Below are 16774 nucleotides of genomic sequence, written 5' to 3'. Positions count from 1 at the left end.
TATTAGAAAAGCCTAGTGGTTCAACTATTGCGGATTATATTAAATTAAGTTAAAAGTAGGAAACAACTTAAAATTACCTTCTTACCTGTATGTTCTAAATGTAAAATAAAGATGTCATTATTTCAGACGCCCAATATAGCAATTTCAGCTAAATGTAAATTATTGATTATTCCACTCATAGCAAGCCTAATAGCACTTTCTGGTTGTAGTAACTTAAGCCAAGTTTATAAGGAAGGTTATATTCTTGATCAAAGTGCTCTTGATTCCATCTCTATTGGATCAAGTCAGGAACAGGTTCTTTTATCTCTAGGATCTCCTTCATTAAAAACAAAATATGATAATGAGGTTTTCTATTATATTTCACAAATTCGATACCGTGGAATGCAATTCATGAAAACTAAAATCGTTGATCGTAAGGTTTTGACTATTTATTTTGATAACAATAATCAAGTTGAAAGAATAGCTAATTATGGCTTACAAGACGGTCGGGTATTTGATTTCATCACACAAACAACGCCAACCAGTAGTAAAGATCAGTCTTTTTTGATGCAATTTATCAAAGGTTTTAACAAAACACCGGTTAACTAATGATCCGTTTTAATTAATTCTTATAAATCTTAGTTATATTGCAATCGTGTTACATTTTTTATAGACGACTATTTTTTGCTATATTGTCAAGAACTGCATTTACAAGTTTTGGTTCATCAGCTTCAAAAAATGCTTTTGCTATATCAACATATTCATTTATGATAACTGCAATAGGGACTTCTTTACGGTTTATCAACTCCCACAAACCTGCACGCAAAATTGCTCGTAATATTGAATCCAATCGTGAAAGTGACCACTCTTCAGAAAGCTGTTGATGAAGCATAGGATCGAGTTTCTTTTGATCTCGTACAACACCAGCAATAATAGCTCGAAACCATTGAAAATCAGCATCAAGATACTGATCACCATCAATCTCTTTTCCTAAACGATAAGCCTCATACTCAGCTGCTGTTTCCATAACACCAGTGCCAACTATATCCATTTGATAAAGAGCCTGCACTGCAGAAAGCCTTGCTGCTCCGCGTTTATTAACCAAACACGGAGAATATTTTATATTAGTCATAACTTAACAATTATCTCCAAATCGCTTTTTTAAAGCGACCATACGTAAAGCAGCCTCTGCAGCAAAACCACCTTTATTTTTTTCATCCTGTTTTGCACGCACCCATGCTTGTTTTTCATTTTCGACGGTTACAATACCATTTCCAATAGCCAATTGTTGATGAACAGTTAAATCCATCAAGGCGCGGCAAGCATTATCCGCAACAATCTCAAAATGATATGTTTCACCCCTAATAACACAACCAAGTGCTATATAACCATCATAAAATACTGTCTTATCTTTTTCAGCAAAAGCTATTGCAGCAGGAATTTCTAATGCTCCTGGAACTGTTATAATATCATAACTTACTCCAGATTTTTGCAAAACACTTACTGCACTGGCAAGAATCTCATCAGAAAGCTCATTATAAAAACGTGCTTCAACAATCAACAAATGCGGATTTATATGTAATTTTTGAGTCATAAAAAAACTTTCATGAAAAAATAAATATATTTGAAATGACGCAATATCAAATCCAAAACAGTATGATAATTTTTGAGGTCACTCATCTTTTATTTTAAAATTAGAAAGTCTAGCAACATAACGAGCAAATTGATCAACTTCTAAATTCACTTGATCTCCAACTTTAGCTTGCCCCCACGTCGTCATTTCAAGTGTATGACGAATAATAAGAACATCAAAAACATTATCTTCAACAGAATTAACAGTCAAAGATGTACCGTTAAGTGCAACAGAACCTTTTTGTGCAATAAAAGGCGCTAACTGTTCTGGAACTTGTAAACGAAAACAAACCATATCCCCTTCATTTTTCTGATTAATGATCTTAGCTAAACCATCCACATGACCAAAAACCAAATGCCCTCCCATTTCATCACCAAGCCGTAATGAACGTTCTAGATTGACAAAAGTCCCCTTTTTCCACTGTGAAAGATTTGTCAAACGCAATGTTTCTTCCCAAGCTTCTACAGCAAACCAATGAGAACTCTTTTGTGTTAATGCACATTCAACGACTGTCAAACAAATACCTGAACATGCAACTGATGCACCAATTTTTAAATTTTCTAGGTCATAATGAGTCGAAATATTTAAACGCACACCTTGTGCCAAAGATTGAATTTCTTCAACACAACCGATACCCATTACAATCCCTGTGAACATAATACCTTACGCCTCCATCTACACAAACGGTCATTTTCTAACATTTTCGTCTCAATTTCATTAAATTCCGAAAGATAATTTTCAAAATAAGGAGCCTTAATACGATCTTCACCTAAAATAATTGACACATAAAAACATATTAAATGATCTACATAACCAGCATTTAAAAATTTTTCTCCTGTCTCTGCTCCTCCTTCAAGCAAAACGCTATTAATTCCAAGCTGACAAAGAAGTTGTAAAATAGAAAGAGGTTGCATGAAATTATTGCTTATTTCTATCGAATGCACACATACACCATATTGCTCTAGTTTCATTTTTTTTCTTTGATTCGAAGGAGTATCACTACAAATAACCCACGTAGGAACTTGTGTTGCTGTCTGAATAACTTGTGCATCCAATGGAATACGTAAATCTTTGTCTAAAATAACACGTATAGGCGAACGCATTTCAAGCTCTTGCAAACGGCAAGTTAATTGCGGATCATCTGCTAATATAGTGCCAATACCAACCATTATAGCATTATGTCGAGCACGCAAAATATGTGTATATGTATGAGAAGCTGCTCCACTAATTTTTATCCCTCTCTGCCCTTTTTTTCCTATACCATTATCTGCAGAGATTGCCATCTTTAAAGTTACTTCACAACGTTTCAACTTCTTGGCACATAAATAAGCACTTAACACTTCAGAGGATTCTTTTTTTAAAATCCCTTTAACAACTTCAATACCAGCAGCTTGTAAAAGAGCAATACTACGACCACAAACTCGCTCATCTGGGTCAATCAGAGCAATAACAACCCGTGCAATACCTGCATCAATAAGTGAATCAACACATGGTGAAGTTTCTCCATAATGCACGCAAGGCTCTAGAGTAATATAAGCAGTAGCCCCTTTAGACAATGGACCCGCCATCTGCAAAGCCTGCACTTCAGCATGGGGTCTTCCATGAAGAGCTGTTACACCATAGCCAACAATAAATGGTCCTATACCGTCACTTCGCACAATTAAGGCACCAACAGAAGGATTTTCGTTAGTAAGGCCGACATGACGTTCTGCCAAACGAATAGCTGCGGCCATAAATCGATAGTCTTGTGCTTTTTTATTCATCAAAACAAGATTCTATATCCGCTACATCTTTTGCCAATTCATCGATAATGTCATGAAAATCACTTGCATTACGAAAATCGTGATATACTGAAGCAAAACGAATGTAAGCAATATCATCGATTCTTTTTAAAGATTCCATAACAAGATACCCAATTTTTCCTGAAGCTATCTCAGGTTCTCCAAGACTTTCAAGGCGGCGCACAATACCAGAAATCGCTCGTTCAATACGATCAGGATCAATATTGCGTTTACGCACTGCCAAATCAACTGATTTCATTAATTTATCACGATTAAACAGCTCACGTCGACCACTTTTCTTTAAAACTAAAAGCTCACGTAATTGAACACGCTCAAAAGTTGTAAAACGACCACCACAAACAGAACACATACGCCGACGGCGAATTACCGCTCCTTCTTCTGCAGGACGTGAATCCTTAACCTGTGTATCCTCACATTGACAGTAAGGGCAACGCATCTTTTTATGCCTCAATAAGTATAATGTTAAGAGTAAAAAGGAAAATTATCTGTTATATTTTTTACCTTTTTCTTAACAGCTGCTTCAACTGAAAAATTTTCATCATCATTTTTTGCTCTTGTTAGGCCATCAAGAATTTCTGAAATTAAATCACTAATTTGAATAAATTCATTTTCTGCAAAACCACGCGTTGTCGCAGCAGGTGTGCCCAAACGAATACCTGAAGTTACAGATGGTGATTCAGGATCAAAAGGAATATTATTTTTGTTACAGATAATACTAGCGCGCTCCAAAGCTAACTCCGCACGTTTTCCTGTTAGGCCTTTGTTACGTAAATCAACTAACAATAAATGATTATCTGTACCACCAGAAACAATCATAAAACCATTATTTTGTAAGCTCTTTGCTAAAATTTTAGCATTAGCAACAACTTTGGCTGCATAGTCTTTGAAAGCAGGTTGTAAAGCTTCCCCTAATGCAACTGCCTTAGCAGCAATCACATGCATTAAAGGACCGCCTTGAAGACCAGGAAAAACTGCTGAATTGATTTTCTTGGCTAAAACTTCATCATTCGTCAATATCATACCACCACGAGGACCACGGAGTGATTTATGTGTTGTAGTAGTAACAATATGTGCATATGGTATAGGTGATGGATGAACACCACCAGCAACTAAACCTGCAATATGAGCCATATCAACGACTAAATAAGCCCCAACCTCATCTGAAATTTCACGGAAGCGTTTCCAATCCCATATACGTGAATAAGCTGTGCCACCTGCAAAAATAAGTTTTGGTTTATGCTCTTTTGCAAGACGTTCAACGGACTCTATATCAAGTAACTGATCCTCTTGACGCAAACCATAAGCAACACGATTAAACCACTTTCCTGACATGTTAACGGGTGAGCCATGGGTAAGGTGACCACCAGCACTCAAATCTAACCCCATAAATGTATCACCAGGATGAAGAAAAGCTAAAAATACAGCCTGATTCATCTGGCTTCCAGAATTAGGTTGAACATTAGCAAACGCAGCACCAAAAAGCGTCTTTGCTCTTTCAATAGCTAACTCTTCAATGCAATCAACAAAATGACAGCCACCATAATAACGCTTTCCTGGATAACCTTCCGCGTATTTATTGGTCAAAACAGATCCTTGTGCTTCAAGCACTGCTTTTGAAACAATATTTCCTGATGCAATTAACTCAATTTCATCACATTGACGTCGAAGCTCACCACTAACTGCATCAAAAACTGCAGCATCAACGGTTTGCAAAGTATCATTAAAAAAATACTGTTGTAGGTCATTTTCTCTCTTAATCATAAACAATCCTAACACTAAAGAGATAGAGTAATTGGACAGTAACACAGCACACTACACAAGCCAAATATCTTGGTCACATTTTCACCCTAAAATTATAAACACAGTAAGATAGTTGTCTTATGTCATATAAGGTTAATTTCAGCGTAACAAAAATAAATGATGCCAAACAAGTACTGAATTTTTGTTGCAACATTTTTCATGAAAACGAAGCAAATTCATAGTATTCAAATCTTTAATCATGTAAATTAAACGCAGTGTGATAAGCTAAATTTGATAGCGAAGAGATTGTTTCAAGGCAAATATAATGGCAACAAAAATTTTTATTGATGGTGAGCACGGAACAACCGGACTTCAAATACAAAAGAGACTAGCAGCGCGTTCTGATTTAGAATTACTCTCAATTCCTCACGTAGATCGGCATAACATTGATCTGCGGTATGATTACTTTAATCAAGCAGATATTGCTATCTTATGTCTTCCAGATGATGCTGCACGTGAAACAATAAAATTGCTTAAAAATAATAAAAAAATTAGAATTATTGATAGTTCAACAGCACACCGTACTGCAACAAATTGGGTTTATGGTTTTCCTGAAATGACAGCAAAACAAAAAAAATGCATTCAAGCAGCCCGTTATGTTGCCAATCCCGGGTGTTACCCTACTGGTGCAATCAGCTTGCTTAGACCATTACGCGAAGCAGGTCTTCTAGATGCTCACTACCCAATATCCATTAATGCTGTCTCTGGCTATACGGGTGGCGGTAAACAATTGATTGCACAAATAGAAAACAAATCCCAACAAGATTCTCTTCAAAGCAATTATTTTATTTATGGCCTTAATCTCAAACATAAACACTTGTCAGAAATTAAAATCCATGGGTGGATCAATAAAACACCTATTTTTGTGCCAAGTGTTGGTCGTTTCCCGCAAGGAATGATTGTCAATCTTCCCCTACATCGTCATTTATTTACAAAATCAGCTAACTGCTCTAATTTGCGTGAAATTTTCAATGTTCATTATGAGGGTCAAAATATCGTATCAATTGCATCACAAGAAGAAACTGAAACATTAACTAAATTAGACCCAGAATGCTTAGCCCATAAAGACAATATGAAAATTTTTGTTTTCAGTGATGAAAGTGAAGGGATTTTCAATCTGTGTGCTGTGTTAGATAATCTAGGAAAAGGCGCATCTGCAGCAGCTGTTCAAAATCTTAACTTAATGCTTTTAAATAGCTAAATTTTTCTTAAGACAAATTCCTATTCAACAACACGGTAAGCTCCTTTTGTTGCTCGCCAATGCATCACCGAAAAGCACAAGACAATTAATGCTCCCCCTTGATGAATAAGCCCCAAACTGATTGGCACTTCATGTAATAATGTTATGATGCCTAAAAATGCTTGGATAACAATCATGATGCATAAAAAAATTGCACGATGAGCATGAGCTGAATGCGGTACATTTTTCTGTACATATAGAGCATGAATAATCGCTGTAATAAATAAAAAATAAGCAAAACAACGATGAATAAATTGAACAGTTAATGGATTTTCAAAAAAATTGAGCCAAACTGGATCATGATTCAATAATCCGTCCGGTACAATTTGGCCATCCATCAACGGCCATGTATTATAGACCTTACCCGCGTGAAGACCTGCTACTAGAGCACCAAAATAGATTTCAACTAAAATAAGGAATACAAGCCAACCTGCAAAATGTTGAACTCCCTGATTTGCTGGTTTTTCTGAATATTCTTCTAAACCTCGAGATAAATATGTGACAAAAATAATTACAAGACATGCAGCTATAAGATGAATGGCTAAACGGTACTGACTAACGCTTGTCAGATTGCTTTGACCAAGGCCTGATGCAACCATCCACCAGCCAATAATACCTTGCATAGCAATTAGAATTGGCACAACAAGAAGCTGAAGAAAAATGTTTTTTTCAATACGCTTGGTAATCCCCAAAAAAACTAAGCCTAATAAAGCTACAAGACCAACAAAACGTCCAAGAACACGATGTCCCCACTCCCACCAAAAAATGACCTTAAACGCATTTAAGGTCATATCACGATTAAGCACCTTATATTGGGCTATTTGTTGATACTTTAAAAATTCTTCCTGCCATTGATTGATACCAATTGGCGGAATCATACCATGAATTGGCTTCCATTCAGTAATTGATAACCCAGAACCCGTTAAACGGGTAGCGCCTCCTACTAAAACAATTGCGAAGCAAAACAATAAAATAGTATAGAGCCACATCTGAATCTTTTTCCTATTTTGTTTTTGCAGTGGCGTTAAAGTAATATTATTCAATTTCTTTATTGCCATTTGTTATTGCCTCCAATTTATCCCTTACTGGAAAATACTTTTCAGCTCTAAATGCTAAATTTTAACTTTTTCAATAGGGTGAGCGCTCCTTCGTGAAAAATCAAATATCTTTTAATCATCATTTTCATTGAATAATATTTAAGACGGAATTACGCGATAAATATTCCTTGGAAATCTAGATGTCATCTGCATTATCCAGTCATATTCATTAAGAGCAACACCACAAATATAATATTCTGTTGACCGCGCAATTTGCTCAAAACCGTATTTAGGTTCGTTACCTATTTCCAAAATGATCACATCGTAATCTTTTTTAAATCCTTCAAGTATGCTAAGAATTTCGTGCGAAAAATTTTGCGCACGGATAGCACTCGCTAGCCCCCGTGGAAGTATATCAACCCCTGCATCGTAATCACGATAAATAACGTCTTGCAATTGCGCATCACCTATTAAAATATCGCTTAATCCCCTATGTGGTCCAATCACTTTTTCTATTTTCTGACCTGAAATATCTACCAACAAAACTGTTTTTCTATCTTCTATAAGATGGAGAGATAATTTTGCTGCTATTCGTGCAGCCTCTGGTCCAATTATTGAAACAACCGTTGAAGAGTGAGATTTTAAAAAATTAGACAATGTTTTCATTGTGATAAAAGATTCAAAGGTTTTTATTGCCTTAGATAATAAAATATTCTCACTTTTTTTTAAATTTTCTTCCCTTGATTCAGTTGTTTTATCTTCAAAATATTTTTGAAACAATAACAGCCCCCCCAAAAAAGCAATGAAACTCGCAAAAAGAACAAAAAGAACATTTTTTCCATAAAAATCTACAAAAGAAATCAGAGTCACCGCTACCGGGGTTACTATATGAATCTTTATATTTTTTGATAAAGAACGATAAGCACTTATTTGTTTATTTTGTGCATCTATTACTGCCTTTACATCATTTTCTAAGGTATTCAGCATTTGATTTAAGGATTGATGCTGGTCATTGACAAAAGTGCTAATTCTTTTGCTTAGCTGTCTTTCAAAATCTCTTGCAATCATCTCATCCGAACGAATTTGACTAACAATCTGCAAAATTGTATCTTCCAGTTGAACAGAAAGTGCTTCTGATTCAGCAATTATTGCCTTAATTTGTGGACTTTTCCAACCCAATTGTGCCACCATGTGAGCTTTTTGTGTTGCCAAAAGATCAAGCTTTTCTTTTAATGTAACAATAGCTGAGTTTTTTGCAATAAATGATAAGGATAATAAAGATTGATTATTCTTCTTCATCATCTCAATATTTGAACTCAAAATTGTAAAATGAATACGTTTTAAAGTTGCATCTGTTAATTGCACATAGAACTTATTAAGCTTTACCTGTTTTGCATCATAATAAATTGTAGAACCGATAGATGAACGAAAATCTTGTACTATATTAAGTAATAATTTCTTATCATATTGTTGTCTAATATCCTGTATTGCAGACAATGATTTTTGATTCTGCTTGATAATTTCTTTTGAAAAACCAGAAAATAGAGATTCTAAACCTTTTTGCGCCTCTTCAGCAGTTTCTGCTTTAAATGCAAGATTAATCAAATCACCATTACGGGACAGAAGAATAGTGTCATGAAAATCTGTCTCACTTACTTCATCAGAAGACAATAAGAATTTAATGATAGTATCACTTTCACTACTCGGTAATGGCATTCCACTGGCATCAGATAACATGAATGTTAAAGTTGCTTGATAAAATCGTAGTTGAAAAAAATAATACAACCACATTAAAGACATAAATAATCCTGCGAATAAGAGAATAACTAAAATATTCCGTGGTACTATACATACCAACGATCTCTTATCACACTTAAGATTCATCTTTGTTGTAACCGAAAAAATACTTCATATTTCTTTATTAAGAGAAAGAAGTAACCATCCTCTTAATTTGAAGTTGTATTATTTTCTCGATTAGAAAAAATCTAAAAAACCACAACGATCTCATTTAATAAGGCCTCAGATGAGGTTGTGACGTATATTTCGTTTGATATAATCAAACCGTTTTTTTGCTTCATAGGTTAAAACTGCTTTAATGGTAATAGAGCCATCATCATGGCTTTCTTGTTCTATTTTTCCAGAATTTTTATAAAACCAATCAATTAATGACATTGACTCAGGTCTTAAAACAAACTCAACATTTTGCGTCTCTCCGGAAATCAATTTTTCAATAGTCATCAATAATTGCTTTAATCCTTCTCCTGTAAAAGCAGACACCATTAATGCAGGATTTAACAATGTTTTTGCATTCATTTGCAAAGCATTCAATAGATGCTGATCCAATATATCAGTTTTATTCCAAACTTCTATGATACGCTTCTTATCGTTAATATCGATACCAAGACTCGAAAGTATTTCTAAGACATCCTGAGCATGAAATTGATGATCAGGATCTGATATATCTCTTACATGAATAATTAAATCAGCTTCAATTACTTCTTCAAGAGTTGCTCTAAAAGCTGCAATTAGATGAGTTGGTAAATTAGAAATAAAACCTACAGTATCAGATAAGAGAACAGTTTTTCCATGAGGAAGAGTGATCTTGCGTAAAGTTGAATCAAGTGTTGCAAATAGCATATCTTTTGTTAATACATTTGCACCACTTAAACGATTAAAAAGTGTTGATTTTCCTGCATTGGTGTATCCTACCAAAGCGATAACAGGATGACACGTTTTTTTTCTATTCGCTCTATGAAGAGCACGCATTTTAATAATTGTTTTTAATTCGCGGCGAATACGAACAATTTTATCTTGTAAAATACGCCTATCCGCTTCAATCTGAGTTTCACCAGGACCACCCAAAAAACCACTACCACCACGCTGCCTTTCCAAATGTGTCCAACTACGAACAAGCCTGCCTTTTTGATAAGATAAATGCGCTAATTCAACTTGCAGAACTCCCTCTTTCGTTCGTGCACGATTGCCAAAAATTTCAAGAATAAGAGCGGTTCTGTCAATAACTTTACAGTTCCACAATTTTTCTAAATTACGCTGCTGGACTGGTGTTAGAGAATAGTCCACGATTGCAACAGCAATACGAGGCTCGTTAAAATGCGATAATGCTTGTTTAAATTCCTCTACCTTACCCGACCCAAATAAAGTCGAAGGATGTGGTGTGGTGATATTAACAATTTCATGATGAACAACATCAAGCTCAATAGCACGTGCTAACCCTAATGCTTCTTTTACTCGAGAAGATACTGAACGCTCATTTGCAATTTTTTCATTTTTGTTTCCGCGATAAACTGGTACAAAAATAACAGTGCGCTCTCGCTTTAAGGCCTGTGAAATAAATCTTCCACATCCCTTATTTACATCCATCATGATAGCTAATAAAATAGTAATTTTCTAAAAAATGAAAAGTCTACAAAAACAGGCTGTTTATTCACACCCCTCACCTTCAAACATTTTTATAGGATGACCAGGCATAATTGTAGAAATAGCGTGCTTATAAACCAATTGCGCATGTCCATCACGACGCAAAAGAATACAAAAATTATCAAATGACGTTACAATACCCGTTAATTTAACGCCATTCACGAGAAAAATTGTAAGAGAAATTTTTTGCTTGCGAACAGTATTTAAAAATACATCCTGCAGGTGTTGTGATCGTTCTACCATTCGTTACACCCTTGTTGCGAATTGCATAAAAACATTCGTTAAATGCATATCGACTGAAAAATCTTCAATTGTCAATCTATTGCGTAAAAAAATCTAACAAAATCCTATTTATCATAAGGAAATATGTATGATTTGTGTACACTAAACATCATGGTTAGCAAAATATCAAAAAACTCTAAAGGCTTTCTTCTTACAAAGAATTGAATTTACATATTTTTTTTGTAAAAACAATAAATATATTAATGAGCTCATGACTTAAATTATTTAAAATTTTCTTCACTATTTTCTATTTAAAGCAAAAAAATTTATAGGGTATATAGGATAAATAACCTTCCCCTGTGTGCCAAGAGTATGCACCCTATTTTGAAATAAACACAAAGAATCTTTTTATTTAGCGACCACTTCTTCCTCTCCTCAATTCCATTTTTAATCCCTATATTTAAAAATAGAATTAAGAATTGCCATAAATTTCTTCATTTTAAATTATGTTTATTCTGTTCTTTCAGTTCACAACAATAATCATAAGACAAAATCTCTGCATCAAATCAATATCCTATTTTAAGTTATGAACACTATTTTACCATAATTATGATTGCATACTGCACTGTTTTTAATGGACTTTGCGACCATTTAAAAATGAGAAACGAAAACGATATTAACTTTATATTCACAAATTTTAAAACTTTGCTTTGAATATATTTCTTTCTGCAGAATAAACAGTTAATATATTATAAAATGTGTCTGGAAGATTTATCTCTTTTCAATCTGTAGAGTATGAGGCAAGTATGACAAGCAGAACTAAGCTGCAAATATTTGAAGTTAAGGTTGAAGAAGCTCTTGAAAAAGCAATGAACTATAACTTTGATGGTGTAGAAATTGAGAAAATGTCACCAAATGACTCCACAGATCCTACTAGGATAGATGACTTAATTGAAAAGATAGCAACAGCAGAAGAAGAAATTATTACCGAAAACGGTACTTCAATTTCTGCTTCGAATATTCATGATAGCGCCGTTATTGATGGGTCTGTTGTTGAACAGCTTTTTGGCCAAAAACCTACAGATGAACTCTCGGGTGGAACTGTGCACAACACGTTATTATCTGCACACCCTCTTCCCGCTAATGATGATATAACAACACCTTTAAATTCTATATCACTAAAGAATAATTCTACCTCTCGTCTCTATTGGAATACTACAGCACTTAGTGCCTTATGGGCAACAGGAGGTGCTTTTATCGCTCATCATTTAGCCCCTGAGGGATTAAGTTCTTTAGCAAATATTATCACCTTTATTACATCACCTACTGGATTTGCTGTAGCAGCAGGAACCGCAATTCCTATCCTTATGTCTTGGGGTTTTGCCCAATTGACAAAACATTCAAACGAATTGCGTAACATTGCTATTCTTATCACAAATGCTGCACAGCATCTTAATAATGACTCTCAGAATTTATCTGAAAAGCAAGCCATCGTTATAGGACAAACGATTCGCAAAGAAGTGGCCACAATAAACGAAGAAATTGAGCATATTCTCGGGCGTGCGATTGAACTTGAAGCTATTGTACAAGGTGAAGTGCGTAGTCTTGAACATGCTTACTCTGAAAATGAAACGCGTATTCACACGTTGGTGAAAGAATTGAGTAACGAACGTATAGCAATTTTGAATCATGCTAATCGTGTACAATCAACAATTAAAGGAACACAAGAACAACTCAGTGATGAATTTAATTTGGTGACATCTCAAATTGCAACCAATGTTGACAGTCTTGTCCAAACACTTTCTCAAACTTTGCAACAACAGGGAGAAGACTTGATTGCAAAGCTTTCACAGATAGGTGATGGTGTAACAAATCAACTTGTTGAAAAATTTAACGCAACAACTGAACAAATGCAGCAGAAAAATGAAGATTTTTTTCATGCATTAGGAAGAAACTTTGATAGTTTTTCAGAGCATTTTAATAATAATGAAAAGCAATTAGAAAGAACATTTAATGAAACAGCCGTTAGAGCTGAAATGCATATTACTGAAATTGCAACACATATACAAACTGCAACAGATCAAACTTTATCTAGAATCGACGATAAATTTAAAATATTAAATCAAACAATTATTGACCGCCATAACGAGTCATTGCAGGATTTTGATGAAAAAATCATACAGCTTGACAAACAGGCTGATAAAATTTCTTCTCAATTTGATAATATAACTTCAGAGGCGATTGAAGCCTTTGAAAACCGTTTAGCAACAGTTGATTTATCCCTTAGAGAGCATAGTGATTCTATCATCGAAGCTTTCATTTGCCGCAGTCAAGCCATAGAAGATAATGCTCAAAAGCTTGAGTTATTTTTAGAAGCTCATACTTCGCAAATTAATGCAAATCTTGAAGAAACAACAGCTAACATTGCAAGCACATTTACACGCGGACATGACGATATTCTTATCGCTGTTGATGAAAGTAAAAAACTACTGAGAGAGGAAATCACACATATTGATAATATGATTGTTGATGTTATAAAAGAGCGTTCGCAAGAATTCAAAGTACAATTTGCTGACCAAAGAGATATGATGTCTGAAATGCTCAGCAATGAAAAAGATAAAATCGCTAATACATTGCAAGATCAGATTGAGACATTAACACAGAGTGTTTCAACGATTGAAAAGACTTTAATTGATAATGTTCAAATTATTGATCTTCATGCCGAAAATCATGTAGCAAATGTAATCCATTGCGTAGATAAACTACAAGAAACTATTACGCAAAGCTGTGAGACTACTAAAGATGCTTTAGAAAAGCACGCCAGAAATATTGATATACGTGCTGATGCTTTGCGTGACTCTTTAGCTATTAATAGTTTTTCTCTTAACGAAGTTCTTGCAAATCAAGTGAATGCACTTGAAGAGCGTATGGAAGAGCTCCATAATCTCATCGCAAAAAGTGATATACATGTTAATGTCGTTTTAAAGCAGCAAATGGATTTAGTTGAAAGCGCAATTGTTGATAATAATAAGGCTATTACTGAAACTGTTCAAAATCACATCAAAAACCTTGAGGATCATACTGAGATTCTAAGGGATACTCTCTCTCACTCGAACGGAGTTCTCTTTGAATCTCTTGAAATGCGCATGGGATCATTTGATGAAGATTTAGAAAATCGTGCACGTCAAATTTTTGAACATGCAAGTATGTTAGAAGAAACATTATCCCAAAAATTGAGCCAAGTATGTGAGACTATTCAGTTACAAACATCTGTGCTTGAAGAAAACTCTGATAGCTTAAAAACATCTATCATGCTCAATAATGAGCACCAAAAAGACGTCCAAAATGCATTAGACGCTAGCGTCGATCATATGCGCGTTACGTTAGAAAATTCTGTTAATACGATCACAGACAGCTTACAAGATAAGATCATACAAGCATCTGATATTATTTCTTCTACGGGTGAGCAGATGCTTTCATCACTACATGATAAAACAGATAAAGTACAAGAAAAGCTTTCCAATTTTTCTCATGAGTTAACATCAATCATAGCTGATCAGGTAGAAAAATCAGAAAACTCTATCCTCTCTACTGGACATAAATTTATTTCATCTGTTTCTGATGTTGCTGAAAAAGCAGAAAATATGATCTTAGAATCTGGTAATCGTATTGTATCAAATATTGAACAAACAATTCAGGACACTAGCCAGAATGCACAAGCATTGTTTAGTGAGGTTGTAAACACTTCAACAACAGCAATTGAACAATTATTGACTGAACGTTCTGGCATTCTTTATAATTCCATACAGGAACTTGAAAATAATTTAGAGTATCGACTTACTAATATTAGCAACAGTTTAGAAACAACAAGCAACCAAACAGCTGCTCAAATTTCAGGACATGTTGAGCAACTGGCGGAGTTAACAGATCATTTAAATCAGGTTGTGCAGCATACAGCTGAATCACTCAATAATTTAACACAGCACGTTGGTGAACAACTTTCACTCTCAGCAGAAGAGTCTGAAAAAAGAATTTTCGCGCAAAATCAATCTTTAGTAGACATTATAACACAGACAAGCTCTGAAACTATTCAGACCATGACTGCTGCGAAAGAAGATCTTATTAATAATATTTCATCGATCCTTCAACAATTAAATCTATCGATTTGTAACATTCACGAAAATAGTGATGCTTTAATGTCAACAGTTCAAAATATTGATGGTCAATTTAATGAAACTGCAAATAATTTCTTTCAGAATACCAACCAAGTAGCTGAGTATTTGTCAGATGCAAATCAAGAACTCAGTAATAATATGGAAATTCTGCAAAAGTTTGTACGCAACACATTTGAAAAAATTAGTAATGTAACAAATAATTTTGGTGAACATGCTAAGACACTTTCTGAAGTCATTAACACTCTCGAAAAATCAGAAAATGTGCTCGATGCAACACTCACAAAAAGGCAAAATGCACTATCTACATTAAGCAATAGCCTTATTGCAAAATCTGATGAAGTTAATCAGCTGATTGAGCATTATGAAAATGTTCTTAACCTGGCATTTGAACGAACTGATGAAAATACGCGCAATTCTACACAATTGTTACAACAGACGTTAAATCAGATCATTAATGAAGCTACAACGTGTTTCTCAGGAGCTGCGGAAGATATACGCCGCTCAGCTAATGAAATTCGATTAGAACTTTCCAAAGTCAATAATGATGTAAATGATACTATTCAAAAGCTTCCGGAAAAAATCAACGGAACAACAGATACAATCCGCTACACTCTAGATGAAAAAGTTACAAAATTAAAAGATTTAGCAAATGTTGTACAAAGTGATAATAACAAGAAAAAAGAAAATCAATTAACGTCAGAACCTCTTATATCATTGACGCCTAATAAAGATAATGATACTTCTTCTAACCTTATAAAGAGAATAGTGCCATCAGCGTCTATTTTGCAAAAAGACCAAAATAAAATAAACCAAAATAAATGGGTATCAGATCTCCTAGCAAGAGCTTCGTCTGCAGAAATATCACGCGAAGAAATGGGTAATAACTCGACTCTTTCACAAGTGAAGACAGAAGCTCGTCTAATGAATACATCTCTTCATTCATTAGCAGCTAGTATTATAAAATCTATTAATCATGATGCTATCGTCGAGTTGTGGAATCATTATAAGCGTGGACAAAACAACATTGTGACAGAACGCCTTTATACTAAAAGTGGACAAATTATATTTGAAAAAATTAAGCAAAAATATATGAGTGATCCTCATTTTAAATATGCAGTCAATCAATACATTATTGACTTTGAAAAAGTATTACGTGATGTATCTCGAAATACTAAGGATATGAATTCAGCTCGGCACTATCTGACATCAGATAGTGGAAAGGTCTACACTATACTTGCCCATGCAAGCGGACGCATTAAATAAGAAAAGAATAAAGAAGAAGAGCAATTCCCTTTGCTCTTTTTTAATTTATACGTAACCATAATATCTTTCGTAAAGGATTTTATTTTTATGCTAAATTGAGAAACAGAGAGATATTTATAACTGTTTCCGAAAATTCTTTGATGTAAAAGATAATAATTGAGCGAGCAATCATATCGGACTATTTA

The 16774-nt window shown here is 34.5% G+C and carries 13 protein-coding genes; 3 read left to right on the top strand and 10 right to left on the bottom strand.

All coding sequences use genetic code 11. The features are described 5' to 3' along the window. The first annotated feature begins 111 nt into the window (after positions 1-111). Positions 112-588: an outer membrane protein assembly factor BamE gene (locus tag H710_RS03610; protein WP_041849474.1), complete on the top strand. Its 477-nt coding sequence runs from the start codon at positions 112-114 to the stop codon at positions 586-588. Between the two features lie 58 nt (positions 589-646). On the opposite strand, the gene nusB is transcribed toward H710_RS03610, so the two are convergent. The 6 genes from nusB to glyA all read right to left on the bottom strand — a co-directional run bounded on the left by nusB (position 647) and on the right by glyA (position 5175). Further along, entirely contained in the window at positions 647-1111 is a 465-nt protein-coding gene (gene nusB / locus H710_RS03605; protein WP_041849473.1) for a transcription antitermination factor NusB, read from the bottom strand. Positions 1112-1114: 3 nt separating this feature from the next. Then, positions 1115-1573 (bottom strand): 6,7-dimethyl-8-ribityllumazine synthase, encoded by a 459-nt coding sequence (locus H710_RS03600; RefSeq protein ID WP_041849472.1) that lies wholly within the window; start codon positions 1571-1573, stop codon positions 1115-1117. Positions 1574-1651: 78 nt separating this feature from the next. Next, positions 1652-2269, bottom strand: a complete 618-nt coding sequence (locus H710_RS03595) for a riboflavin synthase (protein ID WP_041849471.1) — start codon at positions 2267-2269, stop codon at positions 1652-1654. After that, a complete protein-coding gene (gene ribD, locus H710_RS03590) occupies positions 2251-3375 on the bottom strand; it encodes a bifunctional diaminohydroxyphosphoribosylaminopyrimidine deaminase/5-amino-6-(5-phosphoribosylamino)uracil reductase RibD (protein ID WP_041849470.1) in 1125 nt (374 codons plus the stop codon). Before ribD ends, H710_RS03595 begins: the two co-directional genes overlap by 19 nt. Next, positions 3368-3850, bottom strand: coding sequence for a transcriptional regulator NrdR (nrdR, locus tag H710_RS03585; protein ID WP_041849469.1), 483 nt, complete (start codon positions 3848-3850; stop codon positions 3368-3370). The genes ribD and nrdR overlap by 8 nt, the downstream gene beginning before the upstream one ends. A gap of 26 nt (positions 3851-3876) precedes the next feature. Beyond that, on the bottom strand, positions 3877-5175 hold the full coding sequence (glyA, locus tag H710_RS03580; protein ID WP_041849468.1) for a serine hydroxymethyltransferase: 1299 nt from the start codon (positions 5173-5175) through the stop codon (positions 3877-3879). A 304-nt stretch (positions 5176-5479) separates the two neighbouring features. On the opposite strand from glyA, the gene argC reads away from it, so the two are divergent. After that, positions 5480-6415, top strand: coding sequence for an N-acetyl-gamma-glutamyl-phosphate reductase (argC, locus tag H710_RS03575; RefSeq protein WP_041849467.1), 936 nt, complete (start codon positions 5480-5482; stop codon positions 6413-6415). 20 nt (positions 6416-6435) lie between these two features. Here the strand turns inward: argC and H710_RS03570 are convergent, their stop codons facing one another. The 4 genes from H710_RS03570 to hfq form a co-directional block, all read right to left on the bottom strand. After that, positions 6436-7512, bottom strand: a complete 1077-nt coding sequence (locus H710_RS03570; RefSeq protein ID WP_041849466.1) for a COX15/CtaA family protein — start codon at positions 7510-7512, stop codon at positions 6436-6438. A 138-nt stretch (positions 7513-7650) separates the two neighbouring features. Next, complete coding sequence (locus H710_RS03565; RefSeq protein ID WP_196295849.1) at positions 7651-9375, bottom strand: hypothetical protein; 1725 nt, start codon at positions 9373-9375, stop codon at positions 7651-7653. Positions 9376-9510: 135 nt separating this feature from the next. Beyond that, entirely contained in the window at positions 9511-10875 is a 1365-nt protein-coding gene (gene hflX / locus H710_RS03560) for a GTPase HflX (protein ID WP_041849465.1), read from the bottom strand. Between the two features lie 57 nt (positions 10876-10932). Continuing rightward, on the bottom strand, positions 10933-11172 hold the full coding sequence (gene hfq / locus H710_RS03555) for an RNA chaperone Hfq (RefSeq protein WP_041849464.1): 240 nt from the start codon (positions 11170-11172) through the stop codon (positions 10933-10935). 785 nt (positions 11173-11957) lie between these two features. Between hfq and H710_RS03550 the strand changes: the two genes are divergently transcribed. Further along, positions 11958-16589, top strand: coding sequence for a hypothetical protein (locus tag H710_RS03550; protein WP_041849463.1), 4632 nt, complete (start codon positions 11958-11960; stop codon positions 16587-16589). Positions 16590-16774 lie beyond the last annotated feature (185 nt).

The sequence above is a fragment of the Bartonella bacilliformis Ver097 genome (genome assembly GCF_000709795.1).
GTDB lineage: Bacteria > Pseudomonadota > Alphaproteobacteria > Rhizobiales > Rhizobiaceae > Bartonella > Bartonella bacilliformis_A.
The sequence above is the reverse complement of the archived record's forward strand: the minus strand, read 5'-3'. Positions and strand labels throughout refer to the sequence as shown.

Coding starts and splice junctions, on each gene's coding strand:
- H710_RS03570 (WP_041849466.1), bottom strand. CDS start 7,512: ATGGCAATAAAGAAATTGAATAATATTACTTTAACGCCACTGCAAAAA.
- hfq (WP_041849464.1), bottom strand. CDS start 11,172: ATGGTAGAACGATCACAACACCTGCAGGATGTATTTTTAAATACTGTT.
- H710_RS03610 (WP_041849474.1), top strand. CDS start 112: ATGTCATTATTTCAGACGCCCAATATAGCAATTTCAGCTAAATGTAAA.
- H710_RS03595 (WP_041849471.1), bottom strand. CDS start 2,269: ATGTTCACAGGGATTGTAATGGGTATCGGTTGTGTTGAAGAAATTCAA.
- nrdR (WP_041849469.1), bottom strand. CDS start 3,850: ATGCGTTGCCCTTACTGTCAATGTGAGGATACACAGGTTAAGGATTCA.
- nusB (WP_041849473.1), bottom strand. CDS start 1,111: ATGACTAATATAAAATATTCTCCGTGTTTGGTTAATAAACGCGGAGCA.
- glyA (WP_041849468.1), bottom strand. CDS start 5,175: ATGATTAAGAGAGAAAATGACCTACAACAGTATTTTTTTAATGATACT.
- H710_RS03550 (WP_041849463.1), top strand. CDS start 11,958: ATGACAAGCAGAACTAAGCTGCAAATATTTGAAGTTAAGGTTGAAGAA.
- ribD (WP_041849470.1), bottom strand. CDS start 3,375: ATGAATAAAAAAGCACAAGACTATCGATTTATGGCCGCAGCTATTCGT.
- H710_RS03565 (WP_196295849.1), bottom strand. CDS start 9,375: ATGAATCTTAAGTGTGATAAGAGATCGTTGGTATGTATAGTACCACGG.
- hflX (WP_041849465.1), bottom strand. CDS start 10,875: ATGATGGATGTAAATAAGGGATGTGGAAGATTTATTTCACAGGCCTTA.
- argC (WP_041849467.1), top strand. CDS start 5,480: ATGGCAACAAAAATTTTTATTGATGGTGAGCACGGAACAACCGGACTT.
- H710_RS03600 (WP_041849472.1), bottom strand. CDS start 1,573: ATGACTCAAAAATTACATATAAATCCGCATTTGTTGATTGTTGAAGCA.